The sequence below is a fragment of the Pseudomonas sp. SB113 genome (assembly GCF_040754745.1).
GTDB classification, from domain to species: domain Bacteria; phylum Pseudomonadota; class Gammaproteobacteria; order Pseudomonadales; family Pseudomonadaceae; genus Aquipseudomonas; species Aquipseudomonas grimontii.
In genome coordinates, this window is sequence record NZ_JBFMHW010000041.1 from 1 (window position 1) to 19,086 (window position 19,086).

A 19,086-nucleotide genomic window follows, 5' to 3' on the forward strand; every position below is an offset into this window, starting at 1 on the left:
CGTTTGCGGTGTGTCAGGTGCGCCGCCGACGCAGCCTCGCCAAGGCTCGGCAGCTGCTACGGGGGGATCAATCGGGCTTTTCTGTATGGCCCACATCCGCCACGTCGTCTGGATCGTGGAGCGGCACTTGCGCATCATCCATCAGTGAGCCTGGGTCTTCATTGCCCGGATCGTTGAGTTCTTCTTCCAGTTCTTTAGACATGACCGTTTCCTCTAACCACCTTGGGTATCGATATCGGCATCGGTTTCAGGCTTGGGCTCGCGCTCGGGCTTGAAGTCTGGACTGTAGTCGTTTTCCTTGGCCTTGGGGTCAGCGGCAGGTTTCGGGTCTTTGGGCGCATCGGCCGCCGTGCCTGGGGCCGGTTCGCCTCCGTCAATCGCCGGATCGTTACGGTCGCTGACTTGGGGATCGTTGTCTGTGCTCATGGGTCACCTCTGTTGAAAAACGCAACCTGCGTAAAGCTAAGGTCCCGCGCAGAGGCATGAAGTTCAAATTGCTTAAGAGCCAGGGTTATCGACCTGGATGTAAAACGCGTAGGCGGCAAGCAGCACCCAGAACACCATGAACAGCCACGGCGCGCGCATGGAGAACAGCAAGGATTTGCGGTAGCCCTTGTGTGACGACTCCATCTCGGAAAACAACGGCGACTCATCGTAGGCCATGCCCATCACCGGCTCGCTGCGTAGCAGTTCGCTCTGTTTGAAGTGCCAGTGATCAATGATGTCATAGGCAGCGCGGATGCCGGGCCACGCGTTCAGGGAACTGAGAATCCCCAGCGCCGCAAGGAATGTCGGCACCACCAGGGTAAACAATTTGCCCCACTCGGGGTTGAGGTTGCCCATGCCGGAGACAAAGGCGATCACCAGGAACGACTGCGCCGTGAGGTAGGCGTCGGTGCGGTTGGCCAGGATCGAGGTTTCGTACTGGATTTCGCGACGGTAGAAGTCGAGGCGATCCTTGGGCGAGCCGAAGATCTTGGCGTTGTGCTCGCTGTGGTCGGTCAGGTTCGCTTCCGGGGTGTCGGGTGAAATGATTCTGGGCACATCCGTGCTCCGTGCTGGGCTGAGACCTATTAGAAGAATCGGGCTGGGGCGAAGTTCAAGTTCGTTCGCGCACCATCGCGGTGCGCAATCCGCGCCTTTATGGTGAGCAGCCTTGTCATCTCAGGCTGGTTTTTGTCGCGAACCCGCTCGCCACAAGGGCAAATCAGTGCTGTATGCCCATTCCGGCACACGCATTGCTTTATCCATTCATCTGCCCGAATACAGGAACATTCGTTACCCCCCGACCCAGAGCCGACCCCATAAGAAAGTAAGGACCAGGCCCGGTGGCACCATCAGCCACGGGCTCATAAAAAAATGCGTTTTTTAAAGCGGCAGTGCCACCCAAGGCTATCCTCGGCACTGACAAGGTACTGGAATGGCTCGATCTTTCTTTGACGAAATGAATGACGCAAACGGCGTGTGCCGTGCGCACTATCAGGACTTCTCCCGCTGGCTGGCCAACACGCCGCCGGAACTGCTGGCCCAGCGTCGCCGCGAAGCCGATTTGCTGTTCCATCGCGCCGGGATCACCTTCACCCTCTATGGCGACGAGCAAGACACCGAGCGCCTGATCCCCTTCGACATCATCCCCCGCAGCATCCCCGCCAGTGAATGGAGCGTGATCGAACGTGGCTGTATCCAGCGCGTCAATGCGCTGAACATGTTCCTCGCCGACATCTACCACGACCAGCGCATCATCAAGGCCGGGATCATTCCGGCGGACCAGGTGCTGGGCAACGAGGGTTATCAAAAGGCGATGGTCGGCCTCGACCTGCACCGCGACATTTATTCGCATATTTCCGGGGTGGACCTGGTACGCGACGGCGACGGCACCTACTACGTGCTTGAAGACAACCTGCGTACCCCCAGCGGCGTGAGCTACATGCTCGAAGACCGCAAGATGATGATGCGCCTGTTCCCCGAAGTGTTCGCCAAGCAACGCATCGCCCCGGTGGACCACTACCCCAACCTGCTGCTCAAGACCCTCAAAAGTTCCAGCCGCCTGGACAACCCCAATGTGGTGGTGCTGACGCCTGGGCGCTTCAACAGTGCGTTCTTTGAACATGCGTTCCTGGCGCGGGAAATGGGCGTGGAACTGGTGGAAGGTGCCGACCTGTTCGTGCACGACCTCAAGGTCTTCATGCGCACCACCGACGGGCCTAAGGCCGTGGACGTGATCTACCGGCGCATCGACGATGCATTCCTCGACCCGCAGGCGTTCAACCCCGACTCGATGCTCGGCGTGCCGGGGCTGGTCGCGGCCTACTGCGCCGGCAATGTGGTGCTGGCCAACGCCATCGGCACCGGCGTGGCCGACGATAAATCGATCTATCCCTATGTGCCGGCGATGATCAAGTTTTACCTGGATGAAGAGCCGATCCTGCAAAACGTGCCGACTTTCCAGTGTCGCAAGCCGGATGAACTGTCCCACGTGCTGGCCAACCTGGCCGAATTGGTGGTCAAGGAAACCCAAGGCTCCGGCGGCTACGGCATGCTGGTCGGCCCCGCGTCCACCGCCGCCGAGATCGAGGACTTCCGCCAACGCATCAAGGCCCGCCCCCATGCCTATATCGCCCAACCGACCCTGAGCCTGTCCACCTGCCCCACCTTTGTCGAAAACGGCATCGCCCCTCGGCATATCGACCTGCGACCCTTTGTGCTCTCGGGCAAGGAAACCCGCCTGGTGCCCGGCGGCCTGACGCGGGTGGCATTGCGTGAGGGCTCGTTGATCGTCAACTCGTCGCAAGGCGGCGGAACCAAGGACACCTGGGTGGTGGAGGGCTGAGTATGTTGAGTAGAACCGCCGCAGATCTGTATTGGATGTCACGCTACCTGGAACGCGCCGAGAACCTGGCGCGCATGCTCGAAGTCAGTTATTCGCTGTCGCTGATGCCCCAGTCCGGACGCAGCGATGGCCTCGACGAACTGGCCATGTCGCTGCTCAGCAGCGGCACCCTGGACAGTTACCTTGAGCGCCACCAAACCCTGGATGCCGAGCGCATGCTGCACTTCTTCGCCCTCGACGAAGAAAACCCGGCCAGCATCTACAACTGCCTGCGCGCCGCCCGGGGCAATGCCCATGCGGTGCGCGGGCGCATCACCGCCGACATGTGGGAAAACCTCAACGCCACCTGGCTGGAAATGCGCAGCATCGCCGCCGGCGGCCTGGCACGGCACGGCATCAGCCACTTCTGTGACTGGGTCAAGCAGCGCTCGCACCTGTTCCGCGGCGCGACCTCGGGCACCATCATGCGCAATGACGCCTATCGGTTTATACGCCTGGGCACGTTTGTTGAGCGTGCAGATAACACCTTGCGTCTGCTCGACGCCCGCTACGAGATGTTTGGTGAAGAGTCCGAAGAAGTCAGCGACCTGTCTGCACGCGGTTACTACCAGTGGAGCGCCCTGCTCCGCGCGTTGTCGTCGTTCGAGGCGTATACCGAGCTGTACCCGAATGCGCTGAATGCGCGGTCGGTGTCTGAGTTGCTGTTGCTACGCAGTGATGTACCGCGTTCGTTGCATGCGTGTATCGAGGAGTTGAGCCATATCCTTGCGGACCTGCCGGGCAGTTATGGGCGCACGGCGCAGCGGTTGGCGGCGGAGTTTGAAGCGCGGCTAAGATATACGGGGATTGATGAGATTCTGGAGGATGGGTTGCATAGTCGGTTGACGGAGTTTATTGAGACGGTGAGGGAGTTGGCGGGGGCGATTCATAGTTCGTACCTGGAAGTTGTATAACCCACAACCTATAGGGGCCGGATTGCCGGCCATGGCGCCCTTGAGGGCATCACCACCGGCAAGGTTGGGGCGAAATAATTGAATATTCTGGGAGTCATGCTTACAAGTACAGAATTCGCCATACTAAAATCAGATATCACTGGGAAGTATTTAAAGCGAATCCAAGATGTTCCTGTCGTCCGGGACTGATGGGATTGCGGATTGAGTAAATTGGAAATAATGGCCGGATTTATTTTCTAAATAAATCCGGCCTACTTTATGTTTTCTGCAAGCACCATGCACCCCAGTGAGTATCAGGATCATAAATATACTGGCAAAAGGCACCGCGCAAATAACTGTTATAGTACAGAGAATGATTGGTAGCGCATCCTAGCCCCTCTGGGTCGCAATACCAATAATTCCCTACTACCGGCCATGGCTGTATATATCTATTGCTCATATCGCTTTCGGCAGCATAACTTAAAGTAAAGGCGCCAATAGAATCCCTCCAAGCAATCGCTTGATGGAGACTAAGTGGTCCATTAGATTGCATCAGACGAAACACGTTGCTCACAACAACGCTGTATGTCGCCGTCACTTTGTCTTTATCTTTAACAGTAATAATGGCAGTGCCGTTGCCTTCACCGGTCACTTTTCCCGTCGTCGAACTCACAGAGGCTATCGCCGTGTTATTTGAAGTATATGTGTAAGGCGGAGTGCCGCCAACTGCAACTCTAACAGCTGTATTACCAATTGAATCTCGCCCAGTTTTAGGCCAATTGACCCTTACAGATACTCCATCCAGCTTCATAATCGACTGGTCGATGGACGGGCGTTTATCGACGGTGTACTCCACTACTGGAAAAACAATGGCGTCAGCCTCCGTTATGCCAGCACGCAAAGCGGCTTTGAAATGCAGCGTCATTTTTTTGTTGTGCCCCAACTCTTTCAAGTATGACGCATAGCTAATAACGTACTCCCACCACCCTTGACTTACCCAGGTTGAATTAGTTTGCTTGCTACCGCCACTCCAAACCGGGAGGTTATGCGCCGTACCATTCGCCTTGAAACCTCTTAATTCCATCCATACCTGTTTACCGGACGTAATAAAGGGCCAGGTACCGATTCGCAGTGTGCGGTTCGCCGTGCTGCTCGACAGATCCAGTACTTTAGTAGTTTGGTTCGCCTCATTAATTCGGATCAGCGTTTTTGCCAACTCACTGGCAGGTATCGGCGTCACCGTCACCGTCAATACCACCGAGGGCCGAACAACATCCCCATTGGTCACCTCGTATTTGAGGGTAAACGTCTTGTTGGTATTGCCGATATTGGCTGCTATCGCTTCCTTGGGAATATCAAACGTCACCACGCCACTGGTCGACCCGGGCTTGGCGGCAATAACCGGCGAGCCAGCGCCCGCAGTCCCCTTCATCGTGACCTTGATGCTGTCGGTGGTGTGCATTAAAAAACGCACCTCTACCGTGGCGCCGTCCTGCGCCTTCATTGGTGCCAGGTTCACCAAAGTACCTGAACCCGTGGCCTGGATCAGCTTGGGAACAGGCAATTCATGCGGTATCTGTACCTGGTACACCTGACGCAAGGACTCCTGAGGTCGCTCGTTGCCACGGCTCACGCTGTAGAACACCTCGATAGCACGTCCGTCAAAACGCTTGAGCTCAGTACCCGGCACGTCGAACGTCACCTGTCCGCCGGGGGCGATCTGGCCCACTAACCGACCTGCCGTATAATCGACAGTGCCGTCCACGTCGCTGGCGAGGATGGTCACTTGCACCCTGTCGGTGCTGGCCCAACTGGTCTGCGCCGGGAAGCGGATGGTAATCAGCGGCAAGCCTGGGTCCAGATCCCCTTCCAGGGCCTGGTCCACTGTCGGTGCAGGCCATGTGACGATCTCGCCAATGACCGTGATGTAACGATTATGCGAGCGCTTGTCAGGTAAGCCATCGCCTTTCAACTCGTAATACACCACGGCGCTGCCTTGGGCGATCGCGGTTACCAGGGCATTGTCGATATTAAAAAAATAGCCTTTGGCGCCTGCCACTTGCCGATCTTCAAAGTAGGAAACCGAACTGCCCTGGGCATTTACCCCGTTCCAGTACAGAAAAATATGGCTGTACGCGCGAGCATCGTTGCTCCCGACAGTCATGCCGATTTGCACGTCCCGAGTGCCCAGTTTTTCGAGATCGATTTCGCGGTCGGTCTCAGGTGTCTGTACCCAAGGCGCATCCAGGCGGTCGGTCGCCAGGTAGACCGACACCAGCGAGGTGGTCGACCAGGGTGCCCAGGGATCGGGGTAATTGCCGGTCGGTCCGCGGACCTGGAACGCAACCGGCAGCAAATCGCTGTCCCCGGCTTCCTTGATCGCGTCCTCGTCCAGCATGCACTTGATGTCCCGGCCTACTTCACCGGGCTGGATCAGCCGCTCGATTCGCACCGAGCCCCAAACCAGAATGAGCAGGTCATAGGCGGCCATGTTCAGCCAATGCCTGATAAGCACCTCCACGCCCTGCTTGGCCCGATCAGCGCTGACCCCGCCAAGCCTCACATCGTCCGGCAACTCAAACACCAGGCGTTGGTTTCCGGGTGCGGGGTTGGGGTCTTGTCCGCCCGGATGCTGCAGGTTTACCCGTAAACGCAAGGGTTTGGTTTGGGAATCGTCTTCGTCGCACCGAATAACCAGGACGTACACCGGACCCGCCCAGGGTTCGCGAATACTGTCGAAGGGCACGGTGAAGGGGATGCGGGTCAGGTTCTGGTCACCTTCACGGATCAGGTTGAACGCAACCGGATTGCCAGGCCCCCAGAAAAGCTCGAAGAACGTTCCCTCGGGTGTGTTTGCGGGCCTGTCGATATGCACCACCAGCGGCCGCAAGGTATGTGATACCCCAATCCCCCCGTCGGCGTTCTCAACATCTCCCGCAATCGGCGGTTGCATCAGCGGAATGTCCACCGGCGGCAGATAGGAGAGCGGACTGGGACGGCGCGCGCGACGCTTGACCATACGGGTTTCCTCGGCTTCGCCATGCGCATTGGGCATGAGCTTGAAGGAAATCAGACACCCGACCAATGAATGTTGGCTACTGTCAGAATTAACAGGTAGCGACCAGTGGTAGCGCGATGGGCTTAATGTCGAGGTGGCACCGAAAATACATACCTGATCTGTACTGCCCCCCATATTCACCGCATTTCGACACAGCGATACTCCTTACAAGCGTCGCAGCGTTATATTATCTATGCGAAAGTCGTTACCACCTTCGCTATAGTCACCGCCACCAAGAGGTTCTGAATTAAGAAAAGCAATAGAATATACATCGGCTGGAGGGTTGTAAATTCTAGATCTAAACGTATACCACACCCCCGTCCTTGGAATTCTAACCCTGTCAACGACAACATAAGGAGGGGCTGATATATTAAGCATGTAAACACTTAACCATGGGTTCACATTTGAAACTTCTGGGTTAATGTTTATCACATCAAAGGAGAACTCGTACGTACGCCTCGCCTCAAATCTGAAGTTTTTTGTTAGAACGTAGCCATCATTCTTAGCATTAGGTGTCAAAAACTCAATATATCCGTTAGTTACGTTGCCACTGACCCCCCCTTCACCAAGCGCCCAGCCGTCGGTAGTTCCATCTTCAAAGTCAGTGATTGAATCGCGCCACGAGCTTTGCACTGTATATTCCACCACAGGGAAAATAATGGCATTAGCCGCAGTTATGTCAGAGCCGAAAGCTGCTTTGAAATGCAGTTCCAGTTTCGTGTTATCCCCTAGCTCTTTCAAGTATGATGCATAGTTAATAGTGTGCTGCCACCACCCCTGACTTACCCAAGTGGAATTAGTTTGCGCGCTACCACCATTCCAAACCCGGAAGTTATGCGTCGCACCATTCTCCTTGAAACCTCTTAATTCCATCCATACCGGTTTGCCGGACGTAATAAAGGGCCAGGTACCGATTCGCAGTGTACGGTTAGCTATAGTGGTCCATAGATCTATCACCCTACTAGCTGGGTTCGCCTCATTAATTCGGATCAGCGTTTTTGCCAACTCATTGGCAGGTATCGGCGTCACCGTCACCGTCAATACCACCGAGGGCCGAACAACATCCCCATTGGTCACCTCGTATTTGAGGGTAAACGTCTTGTTGGTATTGCCGATATTGGCTGCTATCGCTTCCTTGGGAATATCAAACGTCACCACGCCACTGGTCGACCCGGGCTTGGCGGCAATAACCGGCGAGCCAGCGCCCGCAGTCCCCTTCATCGTGACCTTGATGCTGTCGGTGGTGTGCATTAAAAAACGCACCTCTACCGTGGCGCCGTCCTGCGCCTTCATTGGTGCCAGGTTCACCAAAGTACCTGAACCCGTGGCCTGGATCAGCTTGGGAACAGGCAACTCATGCGGTATCTGTACCTGGTACACCTGACGCAAGGACTCCTGAGGTCGCTCGTTGCCACGGCTCACGCTGTAGAACACCTCGATAGCACGTCCGTCAAAACGCTTGAGCTCAGTACCCGGCACGTCGAACGTCACCTGTCCGTCGGGTGCGATCTGGCCCACTAACCGAACTGCCGCATAATCGACAGTGCCGCCGACGTCGCTGGCGAGGATGGTCACTTGCACCCTGTCGGTGCTGGCCCAACTGGTCTGCGCCAGGAAGCGGATGGTAATCAGCGGCAAGCCTGAGTCCAGATCCCCTTCCAGGGCCTGATCCACTGTCGGTGCAGGCCATGTGACGATCTCGCCAATCACCGTGATGTAACGGTTATGCGAGCGCTTGTCAGGTAAGCCATCGCCTTTCAACTCGTAATACACCACGGCGCTGCCTTGGGCGATCGCGGTTACCAGGGCATTGTCGATATTAAAAAAATAGCCTTTGGCGCCTGCCACTTGCCGATCTTCAAAGTAGGAAACCGAACTGCCCTGGGCATTTACCCCGTTCCAGTACAGAAAAATATGGCTGTACACGCGAGCATCGTTGCTCCCGACAGTCATGCCGATTTGCACGTCCCGAGTGCCCAGTTTTTCGAGATCGATTTCGCGGTCGGTCTCAGGTGTCTGTACCCAAGGCGCATCCAGGCGGTCGGTCGCCAGGTAGACCGACACCAGCGAGGTGGTCGACCAGGGTGCCCAGGGATCGGGGTAATTGCCGGTCGGCCCGCGGACCTGGAACGCAACCGGCAGCAAATCGCTGTCCCCGGCTTCCTTGATCGCGTCCTCGTCCAGCATGCACTTGATGTCCCGGCCTACTTCACCGGGCTGGATCAACCGCTCAATTCGCACCGAGCCCCAAACCAGAATGAGCAGGTCATAGGCGGCCATGTTCAGCCAATGCCTGATAAGCACCTCCACGCCCTGCTTGGCCCGATCAGCGCTGACCCCGCCAAGCCTCACATCGTCCGGCAACTCAAACACCAAGCGTTGGTTTCCGGGTGCGGGGTTGGGGTCTTGCCCACCCGGATGCTGCAGGTTTACCCGCAAACGCAAGGGTTTGGTTTGGGAATCGTCTTCGTCGCACCGAATAACCATGACGTACACCGGACCCGCCCAGGGTTCGCGAATACTGTCGAAGGGCACGGTGAAGGGGATGCGGGTCAGGTTCTGGTCACCCTCACGGATCAGGTTGAACGCAACCGGATTGCCAGGCCCCCAGAAAAGCTCGAAGAACGTTCCCTCGGGTGTGTTTGCGGGCCTGTCGATATGCACCACCAGCGGCCGCAAGGTATGCGACACCCCAATCCCCCCGTCGGCGTTCTCAACATCTCCCGCAATCGGCGGTTGCATCAGCGGAATGTCCACCGGCGGCAGATAGGAGAGCGGACGGGGACGGCGCGCGCGACGCTTGTCCATGCGGGTTTCCTCGGCTTCGCCATGCGCGTTGGGCATGAGCTTGAAGGAAATCAGATACCCGACTGGTGAATGTTGGCTACTGTCAGAATTAACAGGTAGCGACCAGTGGTAGCGCGATGGGCTTAATGTCGAGGTGACACCGAAAATACATGTGACCGTCTATCGCCACCTGTGAATTCTGACAGTAGCCAGCGCGAAAACGTTGGTATTTGATACCGACTCAGACACCTAAACCTTTATCAGCGGTAAACGCCCACGTTCAAGGACTTGTTGAGGAGAAAAAGAGCATGAGCTCTGATGGCGCGAAGACCTCCCCAGGGCAGCCCAATCAGCTTCCTCGCCTGTCGATCCCAGGTATGACTAACAACGTCGATGGTTACGACGGAGGGATTCCCGCCTGGCTGATGAGATCCGGCCTGACGGTCCGAGTGGACAACAGTTGGTTTGCAAGTCGTGGCGATATCATCAGCATCGTCTTGATGCCTGACATGACGTTCTTGGCTTTCAAGCAGGTGCAGGCCGGAGAAGAACACAACAACAGCTATTTCTTTTCCATTCCACGAGAAAAACTGACGCAGGGAGAGCAACGCCTGGGTTACGTGGTGAACTATAAAGGCAGCGACGATGACTACGAGGCCTCCTACCCCCTGAGCGTGCTGGTAAAAACCGATCTGCCCGCGGGTGAAGATACGGATCAATTCGAACCGGGTCACTCGGAACTCAAGTACGCACTCTCGACCCTGGAGGTTTATCCGCCCGACGCGGCTAAAGGGGTCAGCGTAGTTATCCAGCCTTACCCGAACATGCATCCCAGGGACCGCATCTACTTCCAATGTGGCAGCCTGACCATCGTTCAACAAGTGGCAGGCGTCGGCCAGGCAACCCTTATCGTCATTAATCACGCCCAGATTACTAAAGGCGGTGATAGTGATGGTTTACTGGTGGGGTTCTACATTGTCGACCTCGTCGGTAACGCCTCAACACCAAGGTCCAAGAGCACCAGAATATTGGTGGCACTTGACAGCGCACAACGTGATGGCCCGTTCATCCAGTCTGAAGATCAACCGGGTTATATCGACATCGAAAGGCTTGCTGGCGCCAATTTGAGGATTGGCATGTACTCCCCTGCGACCATCGGGCGAACGGGCGATTGGTATGTCATCACCTTCAAGGCCTACCCACCACTAGGGGGTGAGGTGGTGCATCGACGCATCGAAACGATCACCCGAGCCGGCACCGCGACTTATCACGAAGTGCCCTACAGCAAAGTCCGTGCTGCGGCCGGTGGTTGGGTGGAGATCAGCTATGAGTTGATCCGCGCAGACGATCTGGTCACCCAAATTTCGAAGAAGACCTTCGCTGAAGTCGTCGGGTCGGTCGTTCGACTGGAGGCACCTTATTTCGAAAAGTACCCAGAAGACATTGCCATTATAGAAAAATCCATGGTCGTGAATATTCCCTGGTACGACTGGCGAAAACCTACGGACACCCTCACGTTGATCCTGCGTTACGTGAAGTCACTCAACGAAATCATCCTCTTTAGCGTAACGAAACCGGTGGGGACGTTCTGGTCCGACGGGCAGCCGATTCAGTGGGCGCTCAACGGTACGGATATGGAGCCGTTCGTGGGGTATGCCCCCGATCTGTATTTCGTGTACGAATCCGAGTCCGCCTCCATCAGGGCTCGCTCCGTGGATTTAAACGAGTCGCTGCGCCGTCGAGTGCAAATCCTGCAAGGTTCCTGATCGCTGGATTTGCACGCAGACCGTCTGTCGCAACCTGTCAATTATGACAGTAGTCAAGCCCTTGCTTAACGGTGTTTGATACCCCCAAGCGCAGGAACATATCCTGTGAAGCGTGACAACTTTCTACCTGGAGAAAGCCATGCCTACCAAAGACAGCAAGCCGGCCCCCACCAAAAGAAAAAAGGCGTCGCCGATCAAACCCAAATTTCTTGACACTCTGAGGGTTCCTGGCATGTCCCCGGCGTTTGCGGGCTATGACGGTGGTGTGCCTCTCTGGCTGCTGACCAAAGGCCTGACCGTGACGGTGGATAAGAATTGGCTGGCCAGTCCCAGGGACAAAATCCAGGTGCTTGCGATAGTGGGGATGAAGGTCCTTGCGGAGAAAATCCTGGAGCCCGGAGAGGAAGAACGTAATAGCTTCTCTTTTGCTATTTCAGACAGTGACCTTCCCGACGGAGATCTGATACTGGGCTACAGGGTGTTTTATGGCGGCGGCTCGTCCAATGATCTCTCTTATCCGTTGACGCTGCTGGTCAAACGAACCCTCCCAGGCGGCGATGATCAAAGCCATGTTGACCCTGGTCATTCGGAATTGAACTTCTCAATATCCGATACAGAGATCCGGGAAATTCAGGCCGGGCGAGGCGTAACCCTAACCTTTGAGCCTTACCCGAATATGCATCGGTTGGATCGCATTGAATGCCAGGTTGGTAGCTTTTTTGCTCCCTCTCAGTTGGTGGCCGGTGTAGGCCTGACGACCGAGATAAAACTCAACCGCGATCATATTATCTCGATCGGTAACGGCAGCAATCGCTTGGTGAGCTTCCAGGTAGTCGACACGGTGCGCAACGCATCCGTCCCCCGCTCACGCAATATCCCCGTGCTGGTAGACGTGGGCAGTGCCAATCTTGCCGCGCCTATCTTCGCGACGCAGAACTTTCCAGGTTTGATCGACCTTGAGTCGCTTAGCGGCGAGCCTTTGCATATGCAGTTATTTACGTATCCGTGGGAGGGCCCTGCCGGCTACACGTATTTTGTGACTTACCGGGGCTACCCGAAGCTAGGGGGCGTGGTATTGCATGAGCAATATATCCCGATAGAAGCGGCCGGCAGGCCCCATGACTTCTTCGTGCCCAATGACAAAGTGCGCGCCGTTGCCGGTGGCAAAGTGGAGATCAGTTTTATCTTGTTACAAGGGCGCGATGTCGTGGGTTACTCAAAAATTGCATCTGCCGCCGTTCAGGACGTGATCATCCGACTGCTGCCACCTTTTTTTGTGCGGTACCCCTCCCATGTCGTCAACCCTATCCCCACGGGTGGCGCCGCCGTCGAGATTCCCTGGTACGCATGGCGCAGGCCCACTGACAAGATCATGTTGCTCTTGCGTTACGTGATACCGGGTAGCAATGACCTCATCCTCTACGACGACCTGTTCACCGTAGGGCAGGTGCCTGAGGGGGTGCCGATCAGGCGTCTGATTCCACATGCAGCGCTCTTGAGGTTCAACCGCACCACCCCTGAACTCTATTACGTGTATGACCCCGAAAATATTCTGGCGCGCAGCACATCACTCAACGAATCGTTACGCCAGGAAGTACAGATTGGAGCACCGGGCGGCAGGTGATGAGCCTGCTGCGGTTTTTATGAGCAACACCGCCCTCCTGGAGGTCAGACCATGTCCCGTAAAACCCCAAAAAAACCGCGCGCCCCCCTCAATGATTACGACCTGGGCCCGGTCTTGATCAGCGGTGTCGAGCCCCCCCTTGAAGGGGATACGGAGTCTGACGGTGCACTTGGCGCCCGGCATGTCGAACATAACCTGGAGGTGCTGCTCCTGACGTTCCCGGAGATTGTTTTGGACACCGAAATCTACCTGATTTGGAACAATCCCGAAGCACCTGTGGACTATCTCATCATTCAACCAGAGAACCTCGGTAACCGGTTTTTCAGTCTGATGGTGGACAAAGAGCAGATCCTGCCGGAGTGGGCTGAAGTTTATTGCCTCATCAAACGCCCCAGCGGCAATCAGTCTAAAACCAAGCCGTTGAAGCTCAGGGTAAAACGTAATCGCCCCGGTTACCCTGACCCGAACGAGTTCACCGAGGGTAACCAAGGCCTGGTATTTTTTTTACCTCCCGACCTGGAAGCGGGCAGCCACGTGGATATGGCCAGGGCGGAACGGGGTGTAGTGCTCGAAATCCACCCTTGGGAAAACATGGCCGAGTGGGATACCTGCCGCATCGACTGGGGCGCGACTATCATCGAACACGTTGTGAAGGCCAGTGAGGTGCGACGTTCATTTGAAATGCTCATTCCCCCCGAGATCATCAAGCAAAACCCTCACTATGTGAACATGCCGGTGGCCATGCAAATCAAGGATGTCGCCGGTAACTATCCTGCCGACCCCAATTCCAAATCGAACTGGTCGGAGATACAGCGAGTAGAAGTCAACCTCGGGCTCTTGCGGCCACGACCACCGTTCCTTAAGCAGGCCGGGGAAACTGTTGAACTTGACGAGTTGGAGAATGCGGCACAAATCGTCCAGATATTTATCGACAATGACTTTTTCGAGCCCAAAGATAAAATTGCTTTTGAATGGGAGGGCCGGGATATTCAAAACGTACCTTTCTTTCATAGTGAGCAGAGAGATGTCAATATTACAAACTTCATCGAAGACTTCAATGTACCGAACGAAATGGTCAAAGCAATAGCCGGTGGTATTGCGATCATGTACTACAACCTCTTCAAGGCCAGAGACAATAAATGGCTGCCCTCAAGAAAAGTACGTATCAGGGTTAATGGTGACGTCATTGAGTGGCCCGCGCCTAGCATCGTAGAAGCACCGGGCGGAGAATTGAATCCCAATTCAAATGCCACAATGAAGTATCGTGCACAGGACGGTTGGACCTCCGCCACAAAAATTCGAATTGTATGGGTCGCGCATTCGGTCAATTTCACTGAAGAGTTTTTCCTGGGGCCTATCCCGGGCAATAAGGAACTTTCATTTACTGTTCCGAGTGCGCAAGTTGCTCGCTTTAACACATTGCCTGTCGAAGTGTATTACGAACGTATCGACCTGCTGCCCCATCGTCAATCGCAGCGTCTGCAAGTTCAAGTGGGTGAGATTACGAGAACTCTACCTGCAGTGGAAATTGAACAAGCTTCAGGTAACTATCTGGATCCAAATCTCATTGGCACTCACTTAATTATTACGGTGCCACTCACCGATAGCTTGGAGGGTGACCTCATCAACCTGGACTGGAATGGTGACTTTACAAGCACTCAAGAGCAAGTCCGTGTGAACCCAGGTCAAGCAGGAAAGAAACTGGACATACCCATCGCGCGCAACTTCGTCACTGCGAACCTGAACGGATCGGTCAGAGTTAAATATAACTTGGCCAGGGCCAATGTCCCCAGGCGATTTTCAGCGATCCGCGTATTACATATTCGTACAGGGTTAGATCACATCACTAACTTCCGCAACAACAACCTGAATGGCTGGGCCTATGGACCTGCACTAAGCAACGTACAAAGCAGGGCATTTTTGAACTATGGGGATTATACGGTTTTCTTAAACTACACCGTTGGAGCCAGTGGTCACCGCGGTGTCATTTTCAGCCAGCGCTTCTCAAATTTGACTCAAGGTGCGCGATACGAATTCAGCATCCGAACAAGGAGGCATCACGGCATCGTTGCGATCCCCTCGCTCTCTCTAAGCACCTCACAAGGCGTGCTGACGAACCCGGAGCAAATTCTTGACTTGATTAACTTCAAAACAATTACGGGTGCACTAACTGCCAATAGCACAACCCTGACGCTTTATATCAATAGCCATCAAGATTCAGGTAATGGCAACGACTACCAAATCGGTGAAATCCGCTTCCGGCGTATCTAACCAGCACCCTGCGTACCGTTGTTTTCCTATTTTTTCTAGAAAGGAGTCGCTGCCATGTCCGCAGTCATTACCAATAACCACCAACCCCCAGCGGAGTTGGGCGACCTTTACATCCCAAGGCTCCACCCGGCGGCGGCTGATGATGTCGGTGTAGACGGCAACCTGGGTCTCAGAAATATCGAAACGCCTCAGGTCGTCTACGTGAGGACCAGCGCGTACACGTCACCCGGTCAACTACTCGAACTGTTCAGCAACAACCCTATTCTTCCGGTCGCTCACACCTTTGTCATGGCCGCGGATACCCAGTGTGAATGGCTGCCAATCCTCCTTCCTGGCGCCAGTATCAAGCCTCAATGGCTAGACCCACTGGTGTGTCGGATTAATGGATCGGGCGCGTCTACCCTCCCCTTGCGCTTGCGAGTTGACCTTGACCGTCCGGGGGGCCCTGATCCCGACCCTTTCAGGCCGGGACACCAAGGGCTGATCATCTATCTACCTGACGATGTGCTGGTTAACGGCGTCAGTGAAGCCAGGGCTCGCGAGAATATCGAAATCACGCTGATGCGGTACTCCCACGCGGCTCCAGGGGACCGAGTCCTGCTGTGCTGGGGGGATGAGCAGGAAACCCATTTACTCACCGAGGAAGACCTTAACCAGGAACTCATAATAATTGTGGTGCCTTACGCGAAAATCATGGCCGCCCGCGACGGCAGAGAACTGAATGTGAGGCTGCAGGTGCGTGGGCATACCGGGAACTCTACTGACCCGGCTGAACGCTGGTCTGCAGCCAGCAAGGTGTTGGTGTATGCACAACGCGATATTCTCAGAGAGCCTTACAGCGCACAAGTTGACCCGCAAACCGGCGTCATTGACCTGGAGAAGTTGGCAGGTAGGCCGGTTATCGCATCGGTGTTTGCTTCAGCAGACTACTTCGAGACAAGAGACACTCTGGAGCTATTTTTCAAGGCTACCGATGCCCAAGGAAACATTGTCCTGCACCGCGAACAACGCACAGTGGAAAGGACTGACGTGATCTATGACTTCCCAATCCCTCCTGCGGTTATGGCGGGGCTGGCCCAGGGGCACGCCAAGTTGTATTACACGCTGCGCAAATACGTCGGTTCCACGACAATGCATTCACAGGCTGCTTATGTGAGTGTCAAAGGGGCGTCGGTCCAGTGGCCAGCGCCTTATGTGATCGACACCATGCCCTTCGCGGAAATACGCCCCGTCCGAAAAGATGGACAAGCCTACGTGCCTTACCAGGCCAGCTGGCAACCAAGGGACCTGATCACATTGGTCTGGCTCTTGCCTGACCCAAACGGCACGGTGGAATACCGCTTCAGCCGCAGTGCAGGTGAGCGCCCGGAACACGACGTCATTGAGTTCATACTGCCAGCGGCCCAAATCAAGCGATTTGAGGGCCGCCCTTCACAACTGTATTACGAGGTCAACGGTACTGATGGACGACTGATAGGTGAGTCTGCGCGCAAAAGCCTGCTATTGGGGGAACCTTGGGAGGCCATGATCGCTCCGGTAGTCGACAAGGTTGTCGGCCATCACCTTGATCCGGACCTGGTACCGGATGGCGTTTGGGTCACCCTCCCTAACCCGCCGGTTGGTCAGCATGTTCGTTTGCATTGGTTCGGCCCAGGTAACCGCATTGTCATGCTGATGCATATTTCGAGGCCGGGTGACGCACGAATCAAAGTGCCGGGAAAATATGTATTGGATAACCTCAATCGCATCGTAAAAGTCTATTGGGAAGTCAACCACAACGGTGTTCCACAGCGCTATTCAGGCGTGGTGACGCTGATGATTGCTCGCCGAGGAATTTTCGGGTTCGAGGACATGCGGTAAAGATGATCTCTATGCCAACCGCCGGTCTGCCTGATTGATGTTCACCCCTTTACTGTGGAGGTTTCACGATGCCTCGTGCGCCTAAGACAAAACTCGGAGATACAGCCAACGATAGACAAACCGAGCTGTATCTCCAGAATCTGGGCATGCCTATCAAGGAAGATACCGAGCCTGACAGGTGTATCGGTCTGCGGCATGTCGAGCATGATCTCAACCCGTTACTTTTTCCTCTGCAGAAGTTCGCACTCGAGACAGAGATATTCCTGTACTGGAACAGCCCGACGCCAGAGGATTACCTGATCATCGACGACGGCAATGTGAATAACCCGGTGTATAGCTTGACCATGCGCAAAGAAAACGTTTTGCCGGAGTGGGCTACTGCGTACTGCACCATTGAGGAACCTGGCAAGGGCCCCGTCGACACCAACAGGATCAGGCTTCGGATCAAGCTGGACCGCCCCGGTAAAGAAGACCCGGACCACGGAACACCGGGCCATCAAGGGCTGGTGTTTTTTATCCCTGAAGACCTCGAAGCGGGTGCAGTGATTGACCTTAAGAGGGCCAGGCTTGGGGTCATTCTTGTTGTCCAGCCCTACGAAAACATGGCCGAATATGACACCGTCATATTTGCCTGGGGTAGAGTGCTTATCAGCCATGTGGTGACACCCAGGGAGGTCGGCAGAGGATTCGAAGTGATGATTACCGAGAACGTCATCCATGCTGCCGGCAGCAATCCTTTCCTGCCCATTGCAATGCAGGTCATGGACGCGGTGGGCAACTATCCGGTTTTCGATCCTGAATCAGATGAGAATTGGTCGCCGTTAAACTGGGTCAATGTAAACCTCGGCACCCGGCTGCTTGAGGCTCCTTTCCTTGAGCAACCAGGATACGTTATCGACTTGAAACAGCTCGGGGATGGTCCGCAGAAGATCAAACTGTTTCTTGATCCAACGGTGTTCGATAAAGGCGATCAAGTACGCGTGTACTGGGACGGTCGAGACGCTGAGAATTTCCCAGTTCCCTACAGTGATGAGAAAACCGTCGAGCGCACCAATAGCTTTATGGAATTCGATATTCCGAATGAAAGAGTCAGGGCGCTGGGGGGCGGGGTCTCAATGCTGTCTTGCAGCCTTCATCGGGTAAAAACCGACGACGTGGTTGTTTCGATGCAGACTCGGGTGAGTGTACGCGGGGCTGCCAGTCCATGGCTTGCGCCCGTGGTCCAGGAATCCGCAGCTGGCTGTCTGGATCCGGCTGTTCCCAAGGCCACAGTGGTCATAGTTGCTCCCGACGGATGGGGGGCTTCGACCCAGATTCGCCTGGTGTGGGTGGGTGGCTCGGTCATCTACACCCAGGAGTACACGCTGGCAACGATCCCGGCAGATCGCGTCCTCGTATTCACGGTCGACGGCGAGCATATCAAGCGCTTCAACACCCTACTCACCGAGCTGTATTACGAACGCGCGGATCGGCCCCCAAGCCGTGAGTCGCTGCGCTTGCAATTGCAGGTAGGCAAGCCGGCCGCCGCACTGCCCCAGGCGCGGGTTGAAGGCACTCATACCGAGCAACAGGTGATGGTCATTCTGCCATTTACCGAAACTGAGCCCGGAGACACCGTGACATTACGCTGGATTGGCGACCAATCGAGAACCACAGTGCCGAACACCCTCGATTCGGAAACGGCCGGCCGGGAACTGTTCATTCCGATCGCAGTGAGTAACCTTAAGGAGGGGGAGATCGTACGGGTGTTTTACAGCCTTATACGACAGGGTCAACCCACCCGTTACTCGAAGCTGCTTGTATGGGTAATGGGCGAATGACGGCAGCGCGAAGTGCTGTGCCTGCTCGTTCTGGATCCAATGGCCACAGTTAGCCAGGAAATGCTGCGCAAGGTCAGGCACCCACTCGGGCATGTGCTAGAGCGTGTGAGTTTCAAACACCCCCACAGGATCGTGGTC

General features: G+C 55.4%; 12 protein-coding genes. 7 read left to right on the top strand and 5 right to left on the bottom strand.

What is annotated here, in order from left to right; all coding sequences use genetic code 11:
- Positions 1 to 67 precede the first annotated feature (67 nt).
- From AB1462_RS30290 to AB1462_RS30300, 3 genes are all read right to left on the bottom strand, one after another.
- On the bottom strand, positions 68 to 202 hold the full coding sequence (locus tag AB1462_RS30290) for a hypothetical protein (RefSeq protein ID WP_367248816.1): 135 nt from the start codon (positions 200 to 202) through the stop codon (positions 68 to 70).
- An 11-nt stretch (positions 203 to 213) separates the two neighbouring features.
- Complete coding sequence (locus AB1462_RS30295) at positions 214 to 426, bottom strand: hypothetical protein (RefSeq protein ID WP_090404287.1); 213 nt, start codon at positions 424 to 426, stop codon at positions 214 to 216.
- Between the two features lie 72 nt (positions 427 to 498).
- Positions 499 to 1,044: a hypothetical protein gene (locus tag AB1462_RS30300; RefSeq protein WP_090404289.1), complete on the bottom strand. Its 546-nt coding sequence runs from the start codon at positions 1,042 to 1,044 to the stop codon at positions 499 to 501.
- Between the two features lie 376 nt (positions 1,045 to 1,420).
- Between AB1462_RS30300 and AB1462_RS30305 the strand changes: the two genes are divergently transcribed.
- Complete coding sequence (locus tag AB1462_RS30305) at positions 1,421 to 2,830, top strand: circularly permuted type 2 ATP-grasp protein (RefSeq protein ID WP_090404291.1); 1,410 nt, start codon at positions 1,421 to 1,423, stop codon at positions 2,828 to 2,830.
- Positions 2,831 to 2,832: 2 nt separating this feature from the next.
- Positions 2,833 to 3,783, top strand: coding sequence for an alpha-E domain-containing protein (locus tag AB1462_RS30310; RefSeq protein WP_090404295.1), 951 nt, complete (start codon positions 2,833 to 2,835; stop codon positions 3,781 to 3,783).
- A gap of 256 nt (positions 3,784 to 4,039) precedes the next feature.
- Here the strand turns inward: AB1462_RS30310 and AB1462_RS30315 are convergent, their stop codons facing one another.
- Together AB1462_RS30315 and AB1462_RS30320 are read right to left on the bottom strand one after the other, a co-directional pair.
- On the bottom strand, positions 4,040 to 6,781 hold the full coding sequence (locus AB1462_RS30315) for a hypothetical protein (protein ID WP_367248817.1): 2,742 nt from the start codon (positions 6,779 to 6,781) through the stop codon (positions 4,040 to 4,042).
- 204 nt (positions 6,782 to 6,985) lie between these two features.
- Entirely contained in the window at positions 6,986 to 9,628 is a 2,643-nt protein-coding gene (locus AB1462_RS30320; RefSeq protein WP_367248819.1) for a hypothetical protein, read from the bottom strand.
- Positions 9,629 to 9,915: 287 nt separating this feature from the next.
- On the opposite strand from AB1462_RS30320, the gene AB1462_RS30325 reads away from it, so the two are divergent.
- The 5 genes from AB1462_RS30325 (at position 9,916) to AB1462_RS30345 (ending at position 18,948) form a co-directional block, all read left to right on the top strand.
- Positions 9,916 to 11,373, top strand: coding sequence for a hypothetical protein (locus AB1462_RS30325; protein ID WP_315335967.1), 1,458 nt, complete (start codon positions 9,916 to 9,918; stop codon positions 11,371 to 11,373).
- A 139-nt stretch (positions 11,374 to 11,512) separates the two neighbouring features.
- A complete protein-coding gene (locus AB1462_RS30330) occupies positions 11,513 to 12,997 on the top strand; it encodes a hypothetical protein (RefSeq protein ID WP_315335965.1) in 1,485 nt (494 codons plus the stop codon).
- Positions 12,998 to 13,048: 51 nt separating this feature from the next.
- A complete protein-coding gene (locus AB1462_RS30335; protein ID WP_367248820.1) occupies positions 13,049 to 15,268 on the top strand; it encodes a hypothetical protein in 2,220 nt (739 codons plus the stop codon).
- A gap of 54 nt (positions 15,269 to 15,322) precedes the next feature.
- Positions 15,323 to 17,128, top strand: a complete 1,806-nt coding sequence (locus AB1462_RS30340; RefSeq protein ID WP_367248822.1) for a hypothetical protein — start codon at positions 15,323 to 15,325, stop codon at positions 17,126 to 17,128.
- Between the two features lie 68 nt (positions 17,129 to 17,196).
- Positions 17,197 to 18,948: a hypothetical protein gene (locus tag AB1462_RS30345; RefSeq protein WP_367248824.1), complete on the top strand. Its 1,752-nt coding sequence runs from the start codon at positions 17,197 to 17,199 to the stop codon at positions 18,946 to 18,948.
- The last annotated feature ends 138 nt before the right edge of the window (positions 18,949 to 19,086 follow it).